The sequence below is a fragment of the Pseudomonas siliginis genome (assembly GCF_019145195.1).
Lineage (GTDB): Bacteria > Pseudomonadota > Gammaproteobacteria > Pseudomonadales > Pseudomonadaceae > Aquipseudomonas > Aquipseudomonas siliginis.
On the sequence record NZ_JAHSTW010000002.1, the window covers coordinates 597,692 to 614,365 of the forward strand.

Here is a 16,674-nt window from a genome sequence, read left to right on the forward strand (position 1 = left end):
TTCCCGATGCGCGCTCTACTCGTGCTGTTCAGCCTGATGCTGTCGATGTCCTTGTCGGCCGCCGAAAAACTGCCGGTGGTCACCAGCTTCAGCATCCTCGCCGACATGGTTCATCAGGTCGGCGGCGAGCACGTTGAGATCACCAACATGGTCGGCGCGGATGCCGATGCGCACACCTACGAGCCGACCCCGGATGACGCCAAGGCGCTGCTCAAAGCCAAAGTGATCATCAAGAACGGCCTCGGTTTCGAACCTTGGCTGGATCGCCTGGTGACCAGCACCGACAGCAAGGCAACGGTGATCAGTGCCAGTCGCGGGGTGATTCCACGTTCGCTCGATGAAGACGGCGAGACCGTTGCGGATCCTCACGCCTGGCACAATCTGGCGAACGCCGAGTTGTACGTCGCCAACATTACCAAGGCGCTGATCGCCGCCGACCCGGGCAACAAGGCTGACTACGAGCGCAACAGCCAGACCTACCTCAAGCAGATCTATGCCCTGCTCGCCGAAGCCAAAAACAAACTCGGCGCGCTGCCGCCGGGCAATCGCAAGATCGTCACCAGCCACGATGCTTTTGGCTATCTGGGTCAGGCTTATGGCATCGACTTTATCGCGCCACAGGGTTTGTCCACCGAACGCGAACCCTCCGCCGCCGAAGTCGCTGCGTTGATCAGGCAGATTCGCCAGGCCAAGGTCAAAGCGGTGTTCATGGAAAACATCAAGGACGCGCGCCTGCTAAAGCAGATCGCGGATGAAAGCGGCGCGCACATTGGCGGCACGCTGTACTCGGATGCGCTGGCGGCGAGTGGACCGGCGAGCACCTTTACCGGGCTGTTCGAATACAACCTCAATACGTTGTACAAGGCGTTGAGTCAGCCATGACTTGAGGTGTACTTCCGATCTATTCGCGAGCAGGCTCGCTCCCACAGTTGGAATGGGTTCCAGCTGTGGGAGTCGGAGGTTTTAAGCGCGGGGTTTTACCGTGCCGCAATCCTGACCCAGCCACACCGCACGGGTTTCCAGACTGCCCTTCTGGTTGATGCCGATGGCGTTGAAGGTGCCATTGGCAACGGTGGTGAATTCGCGGTCACTGAGGAATGTCGCCACGCCTGTGCCTTGGGCTTTCGGGCAGCTGAAGCGGAATTTCCACTGGTTGCCGGTGCGCTCGGTGATCTGCTGCTTGCAGCCCGATTGCGGGTCGGCCAGCGGGATGTCGTTGGTCGCCACCTGCTGCGGCGTCAGGCAGGCACGGATGCCTTGGCCGCCGATGTTGATGCCGTTCTTCTCCAGCGCCGCCCGCTGCTGCGGGGTGATCTGGCCTTGGATCTGGCCAAGGATCGATTGCACATCCATGGCCTGATCATCGACCTTCAGATTACTCGAGGACATTTCCCACAACCCCGGCTGCAGCATTTGCGCCTGCGCAACCACCGGCAATGCCAAACCCAGGCCCAGCGCCAAACCCAGCAGACGAACGTTCATCGAGAAACTCCTGATCAGTTGTGGCCGTTAGACGCCGGCCGGTTGCGTCGGTTCATGCACCGATTAAATAGAGACATTCGCCGCAGAACATGGTCTGTTAAGCATTGCATCTCACGGAGCAAGGCTGCCCCATGGATTTTTTCGGACCGCACATTTTCGGTTACCTGATCGCCCTGTTGCACACACTCGGTTCGATCGCTGCGATCCATGCGGTGCTCACCGTGCGCACTGCGCAAGGCTCGATCGCTTGGGCATTGTCGCTGATCTTCATTCCCTACCTCACGCTTATTCCGTATCTGGTATTTGGTCGCAGCACCTTCGATGGCTACATCAAGGCGCGGCGCCAGGCCAACGAGCAGATGCGCCTGGCCATTTCCGAATTGAACTGGCGCCCGTGGGTGGAAGAAGCCCTCGCCGCTCGCGCTTCGAGTGCCTATGCCTCATTGCGCGCGATGCCGAAACTGGGGCGCATGCCGTGCCTGGCGAACAACGAGGTGCAACTGCTGGTGAACGGCACCGCGACCTTCGATGCGATTTTCCAGGCGATCGCACAAGCGAAGGAAGCCGTGCTGATCCAGTTCTTCATCATCCACGACGATCGGCTCGGCCAGCGCCTGCGTGATTTGCTTTTGCAGAAAGCCGCCGAAGGCGTATCAATTCATTTGCTCTACGACCGCATCGGCAGCCATGCCCTGCCCCATCATTACGTGCAGGCGCTGCGTGACGCCGGCGTCGAGGTCAAAGCCTTTGCCACGCGCAGCGGCTGGCTCAACCGCTTTCAGGTCAACTTTCGCAACCACCGCAAAATCGTTGTAGTCGATGGCGTAGTCGGCTTTGTCGGCGGGCATAACGTCGGCGATGAATACATGGGTGAGAAGCCACCATTGGCGCCGTGGCGTGACACCCACGTCAAAGTCCGCGGGCCGGTGGTGGCTTGCATGCAGGAATCGTTCGCGGAAGACTGGTTCTGGGCTGCTCGCACTCTGCCGCCGTTGATCCTTCCGGATACGTACCCGGAGGATGGCGTGCTTTGCCAATTGCTCGCCAGCGGCCCGGCGGATGCCTACGAAACCTGCTCGCTGTTTTTCGTCGAAGCCATTCACGCAGCAACGCAACGCGTATGGATCACCAGCCCTTACTTTGTCCCGGACGAAGCGGTGTTCGCGGCATTGAGGCTGGCAGTTTTGCGTGGTGTCGATGTGCGCCTGCTGTTGCCGTCGCGGCCTGATCATCGCATCGTCTATGCGGCGTCCAGCCTGTATGCCTTTGAGGCGGTGCGTGCCGGCGTTCGGGTGTTCCGCTATCGACCGGGTTTTCTGCATCAGAAAGTGGTGTTGATCGACAGCGAAATCAGCGCCATCGGCAGCGCCAATCTGGACAATCGCTCATTCCGCCTGAATTTCGAAGTGATGTTGCTGACCGTCGACAGCGAGTTCGCCGCCGCTGTGGAACAAATGCTCAACGACGATTTCGCCCTGGCCGATGAAGTGGCCAAAGAAGAAAGCCGGGAGATCCACCGCCTGCAACAGGTCGGCATGCGGATCGCCCGGCTGATTTCGCCGATACTCTGAGCGCCCCGTCTCAGGGGTGGTAGATGTCGTCGCGGGTCCAAGGCAGTTCGTGGCTGCCATCCGGATGCGCTTTCACAGCGAGGATCTGATGCAGATTGATCCAGCCCCGGGCAAAGGCATACGCGCAACCGGCCAGATACAGACGCCAGATACGCAGTGCCTGCTCAGGCACCAGTTTCGCCGCCGTTTCGAGATTGTCTTCCAATCGTTCGCTCCAATGATCGAGCGTGCGCGCGTAATGCAGACGCAGGCTTTCGACATCGACGATCTCCAGCCCGGCGTCACTGATCTCGGTAGAGATCATCGCCAGATGCGGTAGCTCGCCGTTGGGGAACACGTATTTTTCGATGAAGTCTCCAGCACCGCGTCCAACCGGGCGGCCATCGGTGTGTTTGGCGGTGATGCCGTGGTTCATCACCAACCCGCCCTCCTTCACCGCGCCAAACAGCGTTGCGCAATACTCGGCGAGATTGGCATGACCAACATGTTCGAACATGCCGACGCTGACAACCTTGTCGAAGCGGCCGTCTTGCGGCAAATCGCGGTAGTCGAGCAATTGCAGTTCGACCTGATCGTCCAGCCCTTCGGCTTTGACTCGCTCCTGCGCCAGGGCCAATTGTTCCTTGCTCAAGGTAATACCAAACACTTTGACGCCAAACTCTCGCGCCGCATATCGCGCCAGACCACCCCAACCACAACCGACATCCAGCAGATATTCGCCCGGCTGCAAGCGTAGCTTGCGGCACAGATGGCGGAATTTTGCTTGCTGCGCCTGTTCGAGGGTTTCGCTACCGGTTTCGAAATAGGCACAGGAATACGCCATGTCGCTATCCAGCCAGAGCTGGTAGAACGCATTCGACAGGTCGTAGTGGTAGGAAATGGCCTTGGCGTCAGTGTCCTTGTCGTGATGCGCACGCACCGGCTGACTGTCTTCGTCCTGGTCGAGCAGCGCATTGCTCAACTCATCGCAAACCCGGATGACCTCGCTGATCGAGCCCTCAAGTTCCAGCTTGCCTTCGACGAACGCCGCACCCAGCGCATCCAGGCTTGGGTGGGTGAATTGAGTAACCATCTGCGGGTCCTTGACGACGATGGTTACGCTGGGCGTCGGGCCCAGATTGAACTCGTGGCCGTCCCAGAGTCGCAGGCGAAGCGGTAGCTGCAGATTCTGTAAGGCCGGTGGAAGTTGCGCGAGCATGGAAAATCCCCCCTTGTTTCAGACGTCTGATCTGAGGGTAGACCAACCTGGAAAAATAGCAGGCTATCGATTCGGTCGGCCTTGTCTATCGTGATCGGCACATCGGCTGAACGCCCCAGACGACGCGCCTTACGATAGATGACTGCCTGTGCACTCGGCGGTTCGATGAATTTTCTTTCATTTAGCCTGAGCGTCGAGCCTGAGCAATGGCTCCTGAAAGCGCAGCAAACGTCCGGCGTTGCCCAACACCAACAAGGTGCTCAGGTTATGCAGCAGCGCCGCGATCATCGCCCCGGCGGCACCCAGCCAACCGAACGCCGCGAAGACTACGATGGCCAGCGTCCAGCCGAGGCCGATAATCACGTTGACCTGCAAAGTACGCCGGCACTGACGACTCAAGCGCACGCAAGTACCGAGGCGACGCAGATCGCTGCCGATCAACACGATGTCGGCTGACGCCAGAGCAATGTCGGCCCCGCCAGCGCCCATCGCCACACCGACCACGCCGGCCTTGAGCGCGAGTGAATCGTTGATGCCGTCGCCTACCACCATCGGACGAAAGCCGTGATCGATTTCCTTGAGCACGCGATTGAGTTTGTCCTCCGGGAGCGCTTGCGCCTGCACTTCGTTCAGCCCGACTTCCTGCGCCAGGGTTCGCGCGACGCTCTGGCGATCCCCCGTCAGCAGGAGTTGGCGTCCCAGCCCCAGTTCACGCAATTCGCTCAAGGCAAAGCGCGCTTCGGGTTTGATGCTGTCTGCTAGCAGCAGCCAGCCGAGGAATTCACCGTTCAAAGCCAGGCCGGCAATCGGGCCATCGTGCTCAGGAACGAGGGTGGTTGTGATGCCCAGTTGCGCGACCAACTCTGGACGACCGAGCGCAGCTTCGCCCTGCTCTGTCGTCGCCACTACGCCCAGGCCTTGGCGCTCATGGATGTTGCTCAGAGGCCAATACGCTTCCTGATCAACCAGCCCAGCGAGTGCCCGGCTCACCGGATGACTGCTTGCCGCGCCAAGACTGGCGGCCAGCACCTGCACTTCTTTGGTGTCCACACTGAGGCTGTCGATCGACTGCAAACGCAACGTGCCGTACGTCAGCGTGCCGGTCTTGTCGACCACCAGCGAGGTCAGATCGGCGAGTTCTTCGAGGAACGCCGAGCTGCGAATCAGAATCCCGTGACGCGCGGCGACGGCGACACCGGCAATCGCCGTCGCCGGCGCCGACAGCACCAACGCACACGGACACGCCGCCACCAACACCGCGAGCATCGCCTGTGCATCATGGGTGACGAACCAGGTCACCGCCGCCAGCAACAAGACCAGCACCATGTAGCTGCCGGCATAGCGTTCGAGCAATCGCGTGATCGGCGGTTTCGAGCGCTCGGCGTTTTGCATCAGGGCTATGACTTTGCCCAGGGTGGATTCGTCGCCGGTACGGGTGACTTCGACGCGCAGCAATCCATCGAGGTTGATCGCGCCGCCGAACACCAGCATGCCGACGCCAGCTTCCACCGGTACCGACTCACCGGTAATCGACGCCGTATCGAGACTCGCTTGGCCGGACAATACCCGACCGTCCGCCGGCAAACGATCACCGGCCCGCACCTCGACAACATCGCCAGCGCTGAGCGTGCCGTTGTCCACTTCGATGATCGAACCGTCCGCTTGCAGCTTGCGCGCATGGATGCGGGTCAGCCGGCCAAGCGCATTGATCGCTTCCTGGGAGCCGATCACGCTGCGCTCCTCAAGCACATGGCCGAAGATCATGATGATCGGCAACAACGCCGCAGTGAGCAGATCACCGGTCGCCCAGGCACCGAGCATGGCCAGCGCGATCAACTGATCGGTGATGCCGTGCAGGCTCGGGTAACGCAGGCTGTACCACGCCGAACGCATCACCGGAACCGCTACCAGCAACGAGGCGAAACCGAGCAGCAACTGGCTGACACCGGTTTGCTCCGGGAGTATCCAGCGCCAGACCAGCCCCACACCCAACAGCCCGAGCGCAAGCATCGCCAGGGTCAATTGGCGCGCGGCGCGACGTTGTTCGGCCGAGGACAACAGGCCTAGAGCAGCGGTGGTCGCGGTCATTGACTGGCTCCTTGAATGATCAACCGGGAACTGTCTTTCGGGTTGACGGTGGTGACCGACCCGGCCTGACCGAGAATTTTCGGCAGGCGTTCGCGATACAGACGCAGGAGCATTTGCGGGTCGCTAGACGTGGCCAGACTCGAGACGGTTGCGGTATCGGTCGAGGCTTTTGCAAGACGCTCGCCTGCCTGCGCGTGAGCCACCTGAAGCGTGCGGTCTGCCTGTTCGTTGGCGGACTGGGTAAGTTTCTCGGCATCGGTGCGCGCGTTAGCCACTGCTTTGTCAGCCTGCTGACTGGCGGTCAGAACCGCATTGAAAGCACTGATCGCTGGCTCCGGCAGACTCGATTGCACATCGACCCGCGACACCTCGATACCGATGCCCTGCCCGCTCGCCTTCAGTTCAGCGAGACGCGCGTTGATGCATTGCACCAGATCACCGCGCAATCGCTCACGACGCTCGGCCGCCTGATTGTCGGCGCCGATCAGTTCCGGTCGAGCGACCAAGATGGTGTCGAGATCTCGCGCGGCGGCCAGGGCCACGGCGCTGCGCGTCACCAGCCGATCGAGTGCTGGCAGCACATGCTCGCCTTGCAACACGAATTCGTAGGGATCGGAGACTTGGTAAAACACTCGCACGTCCAGTTGCACTACACCGGCGTCACCGGTCAATAAATAACCAGACCCGGCGAGTGCATCGCTCAATGGCGTGGCGAAGGACGCTACCCGATCAGCCTTCAGAGCTTCGTCACTGCGCAACAGATTTTCCACTCGACGCTCGATCACCCGGTCAGCCGCCGGCAACAGAACAACCTGCTCAAAGGGTTGCGGCCACGCCCATAACAGCCCGGCATTTTGAACGCGATCAAGCGCGCCGAAGTGCAGCACCACGGCGCGGTTCTGCGGATCAATCTGCCGAACATTCGAGAACGCCCATGCCAGTGCCGCCAACACGGTGATCGCATACAGGGCGATGAAGGTCAGACGTCCGGCCTGAATCCACGGACTGTTCAACGCATGTGTTCCACGTGGAACTTCTTCGCTCATGGTTGCGATCCGGCTTTGTTGTCGAGCGTCGGTGGGCCGTCGACCAATACGCGGAAAGGTGCGGCATCGGTGCGCAGAATCAGTTTGGTTTCCGGTGTGACAATGGTGCCGAGGGTATCGAGGGAGCGCAGCAGGTTATATAGCTGCGGCGAGCTGGCGTAGGCGCGACCATAAATCTGCGCAGCCTCGACTCGCGATTGCGCTTCAATTTCAGCGGCTTTCACCGTCGCATCAGCCTGGACGATTCGCGCATCGCGCTCGGCGGCGGAACGGATTTGCGCCGCTTCGCGTTTGCCAACAGCCGTGCGTTCGGTAGCAATGGTTTGACGCTCGGCACGCATGCGGTCGACCGTGGCGCTGAGCGTGACCGAGGGCAAAGTCAGCCGCTCGATACCGACCTGCACCACACGCACGCCATAAGTGGCGAGCAACTGTTGGTCGATCTGCTGACGCAACTGCGCTTCAAAATCGCCGATGCGCACTTGTTTGGCATCAGTGTTGACCAGATTGGCCAGATCGAAACTGCTGGCCGTGGTCTCCAGTGCTGAGCCGACAAAGGTGCGAATCTGCCGCGCCGCTTCGTCCGGCTGATTCTGCACGGCACGCATGAAACGCTGCACGTGTTCAGGATCACCCTGCACCTGCCACGCCACGTAGGCCTGAACGATGATACGCAAACCGTCCTTGGTGCCGACGTCCTGCAAACCACTTGAGGTGGTGCGTAGACGCAAGTCCACTGGAATCGCCGCTTCGAACGGCGCAGGCCAGCGCCAGCTCAAACCGGGATCAAGCAATACCCGCGACGGATTTCCGAAACGCGTGATGACCGTGGCTTCGCCGGAGCGCACTTGCACCAGACTCGCGGCGGCAATGGCAAACGCCACCAGCAACGCAGCCCAGCCCATACGCCGCCATGGAAATGGCCCGGCCTCTTGCGGATCGCCGTGATGGTGATGATGACCATGATGATGGTGATGCCCGCCGTGGCCGTGATCGTGGCCGCTGTGGTCGTGAACGTCATGAACAGGCGACTGGCTCAATGGGTGGCTCCTGGTTGAGCGGTGGTACGGGCGGGCGACGGATCAGTCGGCAGCGTGAAAGTGCGGAGATCGATGGTTGGCGCATTTGCGCTGCCGCCAAGTCGATGGTCGAGCACTAGCAACCTGGCTTTACTCAAGCCCTGACTGAGCTGGCTGAGATATTGCTCCAGCACAAAAGCCTGGCCAGCACTGGCGAAGGCTTTCTGTTCGGCGCTGAATTTCAGGTCTGCCGTTTGCGCCTCGGCATTGATCTCCCGCGCATTGGCCGTTGCCTGATCTCGTGCCGTGCTCGCCTGCAACTGCGCCTCGTTAGTGGCCTGCGCAGCCGCCCCGCGTTCGCGAGCGATCAACGCCTGCGCGCCGATCTGCGCCGCTTGCACACTGTGATAGGCATTCGCCGCGCCGGCCGGTGGATGAATCGCTTCGACGACTGTGGCGAGGATTTCCACACCACTGTTCAATCTGTTCAGATCACTTTGCACTGCGCGACCGATTTCCTCGGCCAGCCCTGCCCTGTCGTCGCCGAGCAGACCGTCGAGGGTGCGCGAGGCAAAATCGTGAACCAGGATGCGGCTGGCGGTGCTGCGAATCAACGTCGGTACATCGGCGCTGTTATAGGTCGCGGCGAGCGCCGCCTCGTCGTTCAAACCGATGCGATAAACGAAGCGCACGTCCATGTTGACGATTTGCAGGCCCTGTTGCGCGCCGCGGCTGCTGGCGATGACCTGGGATTTTTCATTGACGTGGCTGGCGTCCCACAAACGGTTGGCGGTCAGCGGCGCCGGGCCTTCAGCGGAGTCGGACTGCACAGCGATTGGCTTGTCGCCGACACTGGTTGCCAGTTCATGGACCACGCCGTTTTCAACGGAGATCACACGCCCCAATGGCCAAGGCAACCCGCTATGCAAACCCGGGCCGAAAACCTGTACCGGTTTACCGAAGCGCTCATAGATGCCGCGACCTTGCAGGGGAATTTCATGTACCCCTGTCAGCAGCCAACCGCTAAGGGCGACCACTGCCAACACCGGCAACAACGCCCGGCGCATGTAACTGAAGGCCCAGATCTGGCGCAAATCGATGCCGAAACGGTTGTGCATTTCATGCTGTAACGCCAGCCACGGCTGCGGCGGCCAACGCAGCATATCGGCGATAAAACTGCGCGCCAGCAGGGTCGGTTCGAGTTGTTCGCGGCGCGGGCTGAAAACAGACAGCACCGCGCGCAATAACAGTTCGATGGCAACCAACATCGGCAGGATTGCGCTGAATACCGCAACACGCGCCGGCCAGACTGCGTCTTCGCTGGCAAACAACAGACACAGCGCACCGATCAACAGAGTGATGATCACCACCCGGGTCAGTTGCGCCAGCGCAGCCGCTTCCGGCCATTGCGCCGGCGGTTCCTGCGCCAGTTGCCGCTCCAGCACCAGCAGGGCAAACGCCAGCAACAACGCCAATGCCGCACCGATGCTCGCCGACAGCCCCAAGGCCGCCGCAGGCAACGTGAGATTCCACACCTGCTCAATACCAAGCAGAACCAGCAACGCCCAGCCGCCGAGCCACAACGTCGGCGCACCGATTTGTCCAAGCAGATGGCGGCCCCGCTGACTCAAGCGCTCCAGCAGCCTTTCGTACCAGCCCTCGGCTGCAGCGCCCTCCTCCACAACGGTCGGTTGCGAAGCTGGCGGATGCATCACCCGCGCGCGCCAGCGCGTCACCCACCACGCCGATTGCAGACCGGCGACCAGCACCAGCAACGCTGCGCCCTGATTGACCAACAACGGCAACCACAGGGACTGCGGCGCAAACAGGCCGACGAAAAACGCCAGCACCCAGCCCGACCCCGCCACTGCGCCGAGTCCATACGCCAACCGACGCAATTTGCGTGACTGCACGGCTGCCTGCTGAAAGCGCGGCAGCCCGGTGACTGGCGTGGCGTCCAACTCAAGATCGACTTGCATAACACCCCGAAAATGTAGGCCCCGCGTTCATAGCGTTACGATATAACGCAAACTGTGAAATATTCGTACACAATTGTGCTTATTCAAAAATGCCGCAGCTGTCGCTTGCCTGAAGCCTTGACCGAAATGTTCGGCGAAGCTCATATTACGCACATAATTTTTATCGCGACTAATCTTGGCTATCCCCTTCGAGCAATCTGGAGCAAGCGCATGAGCAACTATGACGTGGTGATTCTGGGCGGCGGCCCTGGCGGTTATAACGCAGCGATCCGCGCCGGCCAGCTCGGGCTCAAGGCCGCTTGCGTCGAAGGACGTGCAACCCTCGGCGGCACCTGTCTGAACGTCGGTTGCATGCCGTCCAAAGCCTTGCTGCACGCGTCGGAGCTGTACGCCGCTGCGGTGGGGACAGAGTTCGCCAATCTCGGCATCGAGGTTAAACCGACGCTGAACCTTGCGCAGATGATGAAGCAGAAGGACGAAAGCGTCGCCGGCCTGACCAAGGGCATCGAATTTCTGTTTCGCAAGAATAAGGTCGACTGGATCAAGGGCTGGGGCCATATCGACGGCCCGGGCAAAGTGACGGTGACCGACGCCCAAGGCAACAAGAGCGAGCTCAGCGCCAAGGACATCATCATTGCCACCGGCTCCGAACCCACTCCCCTGCCCGGCGTCGAGATCGACAACCAGCGCATCCTCGATTCCACCGGCGCGCTGTCGCTCAATGAAGTCCCCAAACATTTGGTGGTCATTGGTGCCGGGGTGATCGGCCTGGAGCTGGGTTCGGTGTGGCGGCGACTCGGCGCGCAGGTCACCGTGGTCGAATACCTTGATCGTATCTGCCCCGGCGTAGATGGCGAGGCCGGCAAGACCTTGCAGCGCGCGCTGAGCAAACAAGGCATTGCCTTCAAATTGAGTTCCAAGGTCACCAGCGCCACCAGCTCCGCCACAGGCGTGCAGCTGAGCGTCGAGCCTGCCGCTGGTGGTACGGCTGAGCTGATCGAAGCCGACTATGTGCTGGTGGCCATCGGGCGCCGGCCGTACACCCAGGGCCTGGGGCTGGAGAACGTCGGCCTGAGTACCGACAAACGCGGCATGCTCGCCAACAAGCAACATCGCACCGAAGCCGCCGGGGTCTGGGTGATCGGCGACGTCACGTCAGGGCCGATGCTCGCGCACAAGGCTGAAGACGAGGCCATGGCCTGCGTCGAGCAGATCCACGGCAAGGCCGGCGAGGTCAATTACGCGCTGATCCCCAACGTCATCTACACCCAACCGGAACTGGCCAGCGTCGGCCAGACCGAAGAACAACTCAAGGCCGAGGGCCGCGCCTACAAGGTCGGCAAGTTTCCCTTCACTGCCAACAGCCGGGCGAAGATCAATCACGAAACAGAAGGCTTTGCCAAAGTCCTCGCCGACGAGCGCACGGACGAAGTGCTCGGCGTGCATCTGGTCGGGCCGAGCGTGAGCGAGATGATCGGCGAGTTCTGTGTGGCGATGGAGTTCAGCGCCTCGGCCGAGGACATTGCCCTGACCTGCCATCCGCACCCGACGCGTTCGGAAGCATTGCGTCAGGCAGCGATGAATGTCGAGGGGATGGCGACGCAGATGTAGGTTCCAAACCTTTCCGCCGTCTTCGCGAGCAGGCTCGCTCCCACTTTGGAATGCGTTCCCCCTGTGGGAGCGAGCCTGCTCGCGAATGGCGCCACCCGGTCTACAGCGGCAAATGCCCCAGCGGCAGTGCGCCCGGCGCCTTCACCGTGTGAATGGCAAAGTTGCTGCGAATATCGCTCACACCCGGAAGCTTGAGCAGATGGCCGCTGACAAAGCGGTCATAAGCGCGCAAGTCAGGTACCACTACCTGCAACAAAAAGTCCGATTCGCCGGACACCAGAAACGCTGAGACCACCTCAGGCAGCGCAGTAACAGCCGCATAAAAAGCCTCGGCGCGTTCTTCGTTGTGCCGCTCGACCTTAACCCCGACAAACACAGTCAGTCCCAGCCCGACTTCATCGCGATCCAGGTTGGCCTGGTAGCCTCGGATCACCCCCGCCTCTTCCAGCATGCGCACCCGCCGCAGACACGGTGAGGCCGACAGTCCGATTTCTTCCGCGAGCTCGACATTGCTCAGGCGCCCGTTGCGCTGCAGCGCAGCGAGAATCTTGCGGTCATAAGCGTCGAGTTTCATCTTTGGCAGATCCCGATAGTCTGACGGTTGAAAACCAGCAGGTTATGCCAAAGCTGTGAACAATAGAAGCCGACTACGCAAGCACCTGCCCTGCTCTCTCGCTCTAGACTGGCGCGAGAAAATCGACATCGAAAACGGGGTTTGATGTGGCAAGTCTTTGGCTGTTTATTCTGACGCTGGCTGTGGTTCTGCTACTGCCGGGACCGGACATGATCCTGCTATTGCAAACCGGTGCGCGGCAAGGTCGAGCGGCGGCGCTGGCCACGGCGTTGGGCCTGGCCATCGCCCGCGCCTGCCATGTGGCACTGGCAGCATTGGGGCTGGCGGCGCTGTTCAAAACGGCGCCGTGGACGTTTGACGTGGTGCGTATCGCTGGCGCGGCCTATCTGTTGTGGATCGGTATCCAGTGTTTGCGCAGCTCGCTGGTACCGAGTCTGCAAAACCAAGAGCAGGCACCTGCTCCCGGCCAGTGGCGCGATGCGATCCGTCGCGGCTTGCTGACCAACCTGCTTAATCCCAAGGCTTTGCTGTTCTGCTCAGTGCTGCTGCCGCAATTCATCGTCAGTCACGGCGCGCCGGTGCTGAGCCAGTTTGCCGTGCTTGGCATGGTGCTGGTCGCCGTCGGTCTGCTGTTCGACAGCGTGGTTGCCCTGACTGGCGCGGCACTGGGCCGTTGGCTGCAACACAGTCCAAGCGCCCAGCGCGTTCAGCAATGGTTGTTCGGCAGCCTGTTGATTGGCTTCGCCGTACGCCTGAGCTTCCTTCAGCAGACTTAAGCCTTGCGTACCTTGCGCTGACGACGGGTGATCAGCAATAACGCGATGGCCGCGACTACGACGATCGCGCCGATCTGTACCGGCCACTTGTACGGTCGCAGCGTCCCACGCACGGCATCGGTCACTTGGGTAACGTAACGCTTGTCGGCATTTTCGAAGTCCGGGTACGGGCATTGATTGCCGAAGTCTTGCGCCCACGGCACATAAGGGCCTTCCTTGACGTAGCGCTGATACAGCGCGCTCTGGTCCGCAAGGCTGCTGTTCCAGCCGGCCGCGTTGCACAACACGGCGGCAAACGCCTGACTGGTGTGCGGCAGGTTATCGGCGGCGCGACTGGCCAGTGCCGTGGCGACAAAACGATAGTGATAACGCTGATCCGGTTGCGCGGCGCTGGCCTGCTGGCGCTGCACTTCCGCCGTGGAAATCAGCGGGCCGACATCCAGCTTCGTGCTCTCCAGCGTGTAATTGCCACCGAAGGTGGCGTAATCAGGGGCCATCTCATAACCGAGGATGTCCATGCCCCACTCCCGGGCTGTCCAAGCTGCGTTGTACAACGCACTGGCGCGTTTGCTCGGCCACCACGCCGACTCGGCCTTGAGCCGTTGCTCGCCATAGAGCCGGGCCTTGTGCTGCAGATCGTCACTGGCGAAATAACCGACCGCCTCCTCGTATCGCCCTTCTCGCAGCAAGCGCCGACCGAGCAGATTGCGCAGATTGGCGGCCACCGACAACGGCACATAGTTATCGCGCTCCTGCTGCGTCAATGGCGGCGGCGCCGGCACGTTCTCATCGACGTACCGCTTGAGCTCATCGACCGTCAGCACCCGCTCGGCAACGGTGGCGGCATCGAACCAGTAAAGGCTGTTGCTGCGATACAGCTGCACGAACGCTTGCAGGTATTCGCCGCGTTGCAGCGCCAGGATCGCGCTTTCGCCCTCCACCCGGCATTTTGGCTGTACCGTTTCAAACGCCCAGTCCGGCGTGCGGCGATAACCCCAGTCTTCATTCTGCGGAAAGGCCTGGGCGGCTTTGGCGTAAGCGGCGGCAGCGGCAGTCGTGTCGCCCTCACGCACTGCCAGTTTTGCCCGCAGCCACCAGGCCAGCCCGCCGTCCCCGGCATTTACCAGAAAGGCCTTGGCAGACGCGTAGTCGCCCTGTTGATAACTCATCGCCGCCAGTCGATCGGCATTGTCGAGGCTGCCACGGGTGCTGTTTTGCAGGAGTGTGACGAGTTTCTTTTCATTCGGCGGCTGCTCACCGAAAGACCAGCCCTGACGGCTGACCAGCGACGCCGTGACCAGTTGCTGCACTGCTGGCTGCTGGAGCAGTTTGGCCAGCTGAGATTCCGGCAACTCGGCCAGTTCGTTCATCAGTTGCTTGAGCGAGGTGTAACCGACAGCCGAACCATGCAGGTTCTGTGCTTCGTACAGTTCGATGGCGCCGCTCCAGTCGCCCGCGCTGCGCAGCACCCGCGCCTCTTCACCGAGGCTGGCAACGCCCAGTTCCAACGGATCGCTGAAGCCGTCGATGCTCAGTTGCCGGGCCTGGCGGAAGGCATCGCGCGCTTCTTCCAGCGCTTCGATGCGATCGTGCGCCTCGTTGCTCATGGCGAAGGCGATGCGCCCGAGGGAATACGCCGCCCACGTGCTGCGCAAAGGACGCTGGTCCGCCGGCAGCGCCAGCACCTTGTTGAAATACTCACTGGCCAATTGATGATCACCGGTGGCAAAGGCCACGGCGCCGGCGACATACAAACGGATTTCCGCCGGCAGACCGGCGCCCTGTTCCTCGGCCTGATGGGCATCGCTGAGCCCGCGCAGGCGCTTGACCACAGCGTATTGCTCGGCGCTCAGGCCAACCTGCTCAGCCTGTTCGCGCGCCAGCTCTGACGCGTTGTCTTCGGCATAATCGTTGGGGTTATGGGTCGCTGCGGTGACGTTTTTCAGCCCGCCAATGGTTTTACCCAGGCGACTGATTTCGAAGCTGAAACTGCCTTCGGGCAGATCGGCGAGGGTCTGCGCGCGGTTGTCGAGCAGGCGCATCGGGAAGTCCGGGCCGCAGGCCAGCGCCGAACCCAGCGGCAGGCTGAGGCTCAGGCAGAGCAGAAGGCGGGGCCAGTTACGGGTCAACATGCGAACCTCCTTGATCAATATATGCACAACGCGCCCAACCGACAGCGCGCTGTCCGCCCGCCGGCAAGCGGCCGTCACGCAGGCGGGTGAAGGTAAGCAGATTGGCACTTTGTTGCAACGAGTAACCGGCGAGCGCATCGGCGCCTGCACAATCCTGCGCCTTCAGCGTGATTTGCGCGGGCCACGGACTGTCGAGATTGCCGCGGTTATCGAGCTGGATGTCATAGAGTCCGCCCTGCTCTTTGAATGACAGATGCAGATGACTCTTCAGCACATCGCCCCGCGCCACGGCGCGCAAAGTAGTCAGGCTCCAGGCGCGACGATCGTTGGCCAGCGGCAGGCGAAACCAGATCAAACCGGTCAGATGCTCAGGCGGTTCCTCGCGCAAGGTCTTGGCCAATTGGCTGAGTTGCTGCGGATCGGCGAGCAACTCCCGGCGCTGCCCGCCGCGCTCCAGTTGCACTTCGCTTTCCACTACCGGCGCGCCACCGTCATCGCTCAACAGCGCAACGCCGTAGGCCGGCAGCGCCAGATAGAACGGTTTGTCGCTGACATGTGCCCAGGCCTCGGCCCACTTCAACGCCTGCCTGGCGTCGAAAAGACCCAGTCGCGGATCGCTCACGGCGTGGACTTGCAGCACGCTGCTGTCGACGCTTTGCAACAGCGCCGGCAAGTGCGCGCTGTCGAGCCAGGCCGGCAGCGCGGTGATACTCAAAGGCAACGATGACGGCAAGGCCGCGCGCAAATGTTTGAGGAATTCAGCGTATGCGGGCAGCCGTGCATTGCCGGCATCGTGGTCGATTTCGATACCGTTCAGCGTAAGGCCTTGCGCCTGCCAATCGGCGATGACTTTCAGGATCTGTGCGGTGACCTGCCGCTGGTCCAGCGACTGCAACTGGCCATCGAGGCGAATCACTGCGATCAGAGCGCGACCATCGGCTTTCAACAATGCCGGATCAACCCGCGCCCTGCTCCAGCGTTCGCCGGGAAAGCCCTGCAATGCCAGTACGCGCAGGGTCGAGAAATCATCTCGACTTTCACGCAAGGCCGGTTCATGCGCAGGCGTCCATTGGCGCTGCCAGACGTAGAGTTGCTGGTCGAGGGCCGGCGCGACGTGTTGCTCGCAACCCGCAAGCAAGACGCTGAAGATCAGACCCGCAATAAACCGCATACCTTGAAAAATCCCTGAAACCACAGG

Annotated in this window: 13 protein-coding genes; 4 read left to right on the top strand and 9 right to left on the bottom strand. The window is 61.3% G+C overall.

What is annotated here, in order from left to right:
* The first annotated feature begins 6 nt into the window (after positions 1-6).
* Complete coding sequence (locus KVG87_RS06575) at positions 7-882, top strand: metal ABC transporter substrate-binding protein (RefSeq protein WP_217849824.1); 876 nt, start codon at positions 7-9, stop codon at positions 880-882.
* Positions 883-963: 81 nt separating this feature from the next.
* Here the strand turns inward: KVG87_RS06575 and KVG87_RS06580 are convergent, their stop codons facing one another.
* Complete coding sequence (locus KVG87_RS06580) at positions 964-1,482, bottom strand: DUF3617 domain-containing protein (RefSeq protein ID WP_217849825.1); 519 nt, start codon at positions 1,480-1,482, stop codon at positions 964-966.
* A 131-nt stretch (positions 1,483-1,613) separates the two neighbouring features.
* Here KVG87_RS06580 and cls point away from each other — a divergent pair, with 131 nt between their 5' ends.
* Positions 1,614-3,053: a cardiolipin synthase gene (gene cls, locus KVG87_RS06585; RefSeq protein WP_122692290.1), complete on the top strand. Its 1,440-nt coding sequence runs from the start codon at positions 1,614-1,616 to the stop codon at positions 3,051-3,053.
* Between the two features lie 10 nt (positions 3,054-3,063).
* Here cls and cfaB read toward each other — a convergent pair whose 3' ends face one another.
* The 5 genes from cfaB to hflK (KVG87_RS06610) all read right to left on the bottom strand — a co-directional run bounded on the left by cfaB (position 3,064) and on the right by hflK (KVG87_RS06610) (position 10,383).
* Positions 3,064-4,251, bottom strand: a complete 1,188-nt coding sequence (cfaB, locus tag KVG87_RS06590; protein WP_217849826.1) for a C17 cyclopropane fatty acid synthase CfaB — start codon at positions 4,249-4,251, stop codon at positions 3,064-3,066.
* Positions 4,252-4,428: 177 nt separating this feature from the next.
* Complete coding sequence (locus KVG87_RS06595; RefSeq protein WP_217849827.1) at positions 4,429-6,339, bottom strand: cation-translocating P-type ATPase; 1,911 nt, start codon at positions 6,337-6,339, stop codon at positions 4,429-4,431.
* Positions 6,336-7,385, bottom strand: a complete 1,050-nt coding sequence (gene hflK, locus KVG87_RS06600) for a protease modulator HflK (RefSeq protein ID WP_217849829.1) — start codon at positions 7,383-7,385, stop codon at positions 6,336-6,338. Before hflK (KVG87_RS06600) ends, KVG87_RS06595 begins: the two co-directional genes overlap by 4 nt.
* Entirely contained in the window at positions 7,382-8,425 is a 1,044-nt protein-coding gene (gene hflC / locus KVG87_RS06605; protein WP_217849830.1) for a protease modulator HflC, read from the bottom strand. Before hflC ends, hflK (KVG87_RS06600) begins: the two co-directional genes overlap by 4 nt.
* Positions 8,422-10,383, bottom strand: coding sequence for a protease modulator HflK (gene hflK / locus KVG87_RS06610; protein ID WP_217849831.1), 1,962 nt, complete (start codon positions 10,381-10,383; stop codon positions 8,422-8,424). The genes hflC and hflK (KVG87_RS06610) overlap by 4 nt, the downstream gene beginning before the upstream one ends.
* 210 nt (positions 10,384-10,593) lie before the next feature.
* Between hflK (KVG87_RS06610) and lpdA the strand changes: the two genes are divergently transcribed.
* Positions 10,594-11,994 (top strand): dihydrolipoyl dehydrogenase, encoded by a 1,401-nt coding sequence (gene lpdA, locus KVG87_RS06615; RefSeq protein WP_217849832.1) that lies wholly within the window; start codon positions 10,594-10,596, stop codon positions 11,992-11,994.
* A gap of 100 nt (positions 11,995-12,094) precedes the next feature.
* Here the strand turns inward: lpdA and KVG87_RS06620 are convergent, their stop codons facing one another.
* Positions 12,095-12,568 (bottom strand): Lrp/AsnC family transcriptional regulator, encoded by a 474-nt coding sequence (locus tag KVG87_RS06620; protein ID WP_041476556.1) that lies wholly within the window; start codon positions 12,566-12,568, stop codon positions 12,095-12,097.
* A 146-nt stretch (positions 12,569-12,714) separates the two neighbouring features.
* On the opposite strand from KVG87_RS06620, the gene KVG87_RS06625 reads away from it, so the two are divergent.
* Positions 12,715-13,344 (top strand): LysE family translocator, encoded by a 630-nt coding sequence (locus KVG87_RS06625; RefSeq protein ID WP_217849833.1) that lies wholly within the window; start codon positions 12,715-12,717, stop codon positions 13,342-13,344.
* Here KVG87_RS06625 and KVG87_RS06630 read toward each other — a convergent pair.
* Both KVG87_RS06630 and KVG87_RS06635 read right to left on the bottom strand, forming a co-directional pair.
* Positions 13,341-15,476, bottom strand: a complete 2,136-nt coding sequence (locus KVG87_RS06630) for a hypothetical protein (protein WP_217849834.1) — start codon at positions 15,474-15,476, stop codon at positions 13,341-13,343. The genes KVG87_RS06625 and KVG87_RS06630 overlap by 4 nt on opposite strands.
* Positions 15,463-16,647 carry a DUF3142 domain-containing protein gene (locus tag KVG87_RS06635; RefSeq protein ID WP_217849836.1) on the bottom strand — a complete coding sequence of 395 codons (1,185 nt, stop codon included), beginning with the start codon at positions 16,645-16,647 and terminating at the stop codon, positions 15,463-15,465. The genes KVG87_RS06630 and KVG87_RS06635 overlap by 14 nt, the downstream gene beginning before the upstream one ends.
* Between the last annotated feature and the right edge of the window lie 27 nt (positions 16,648-16,674).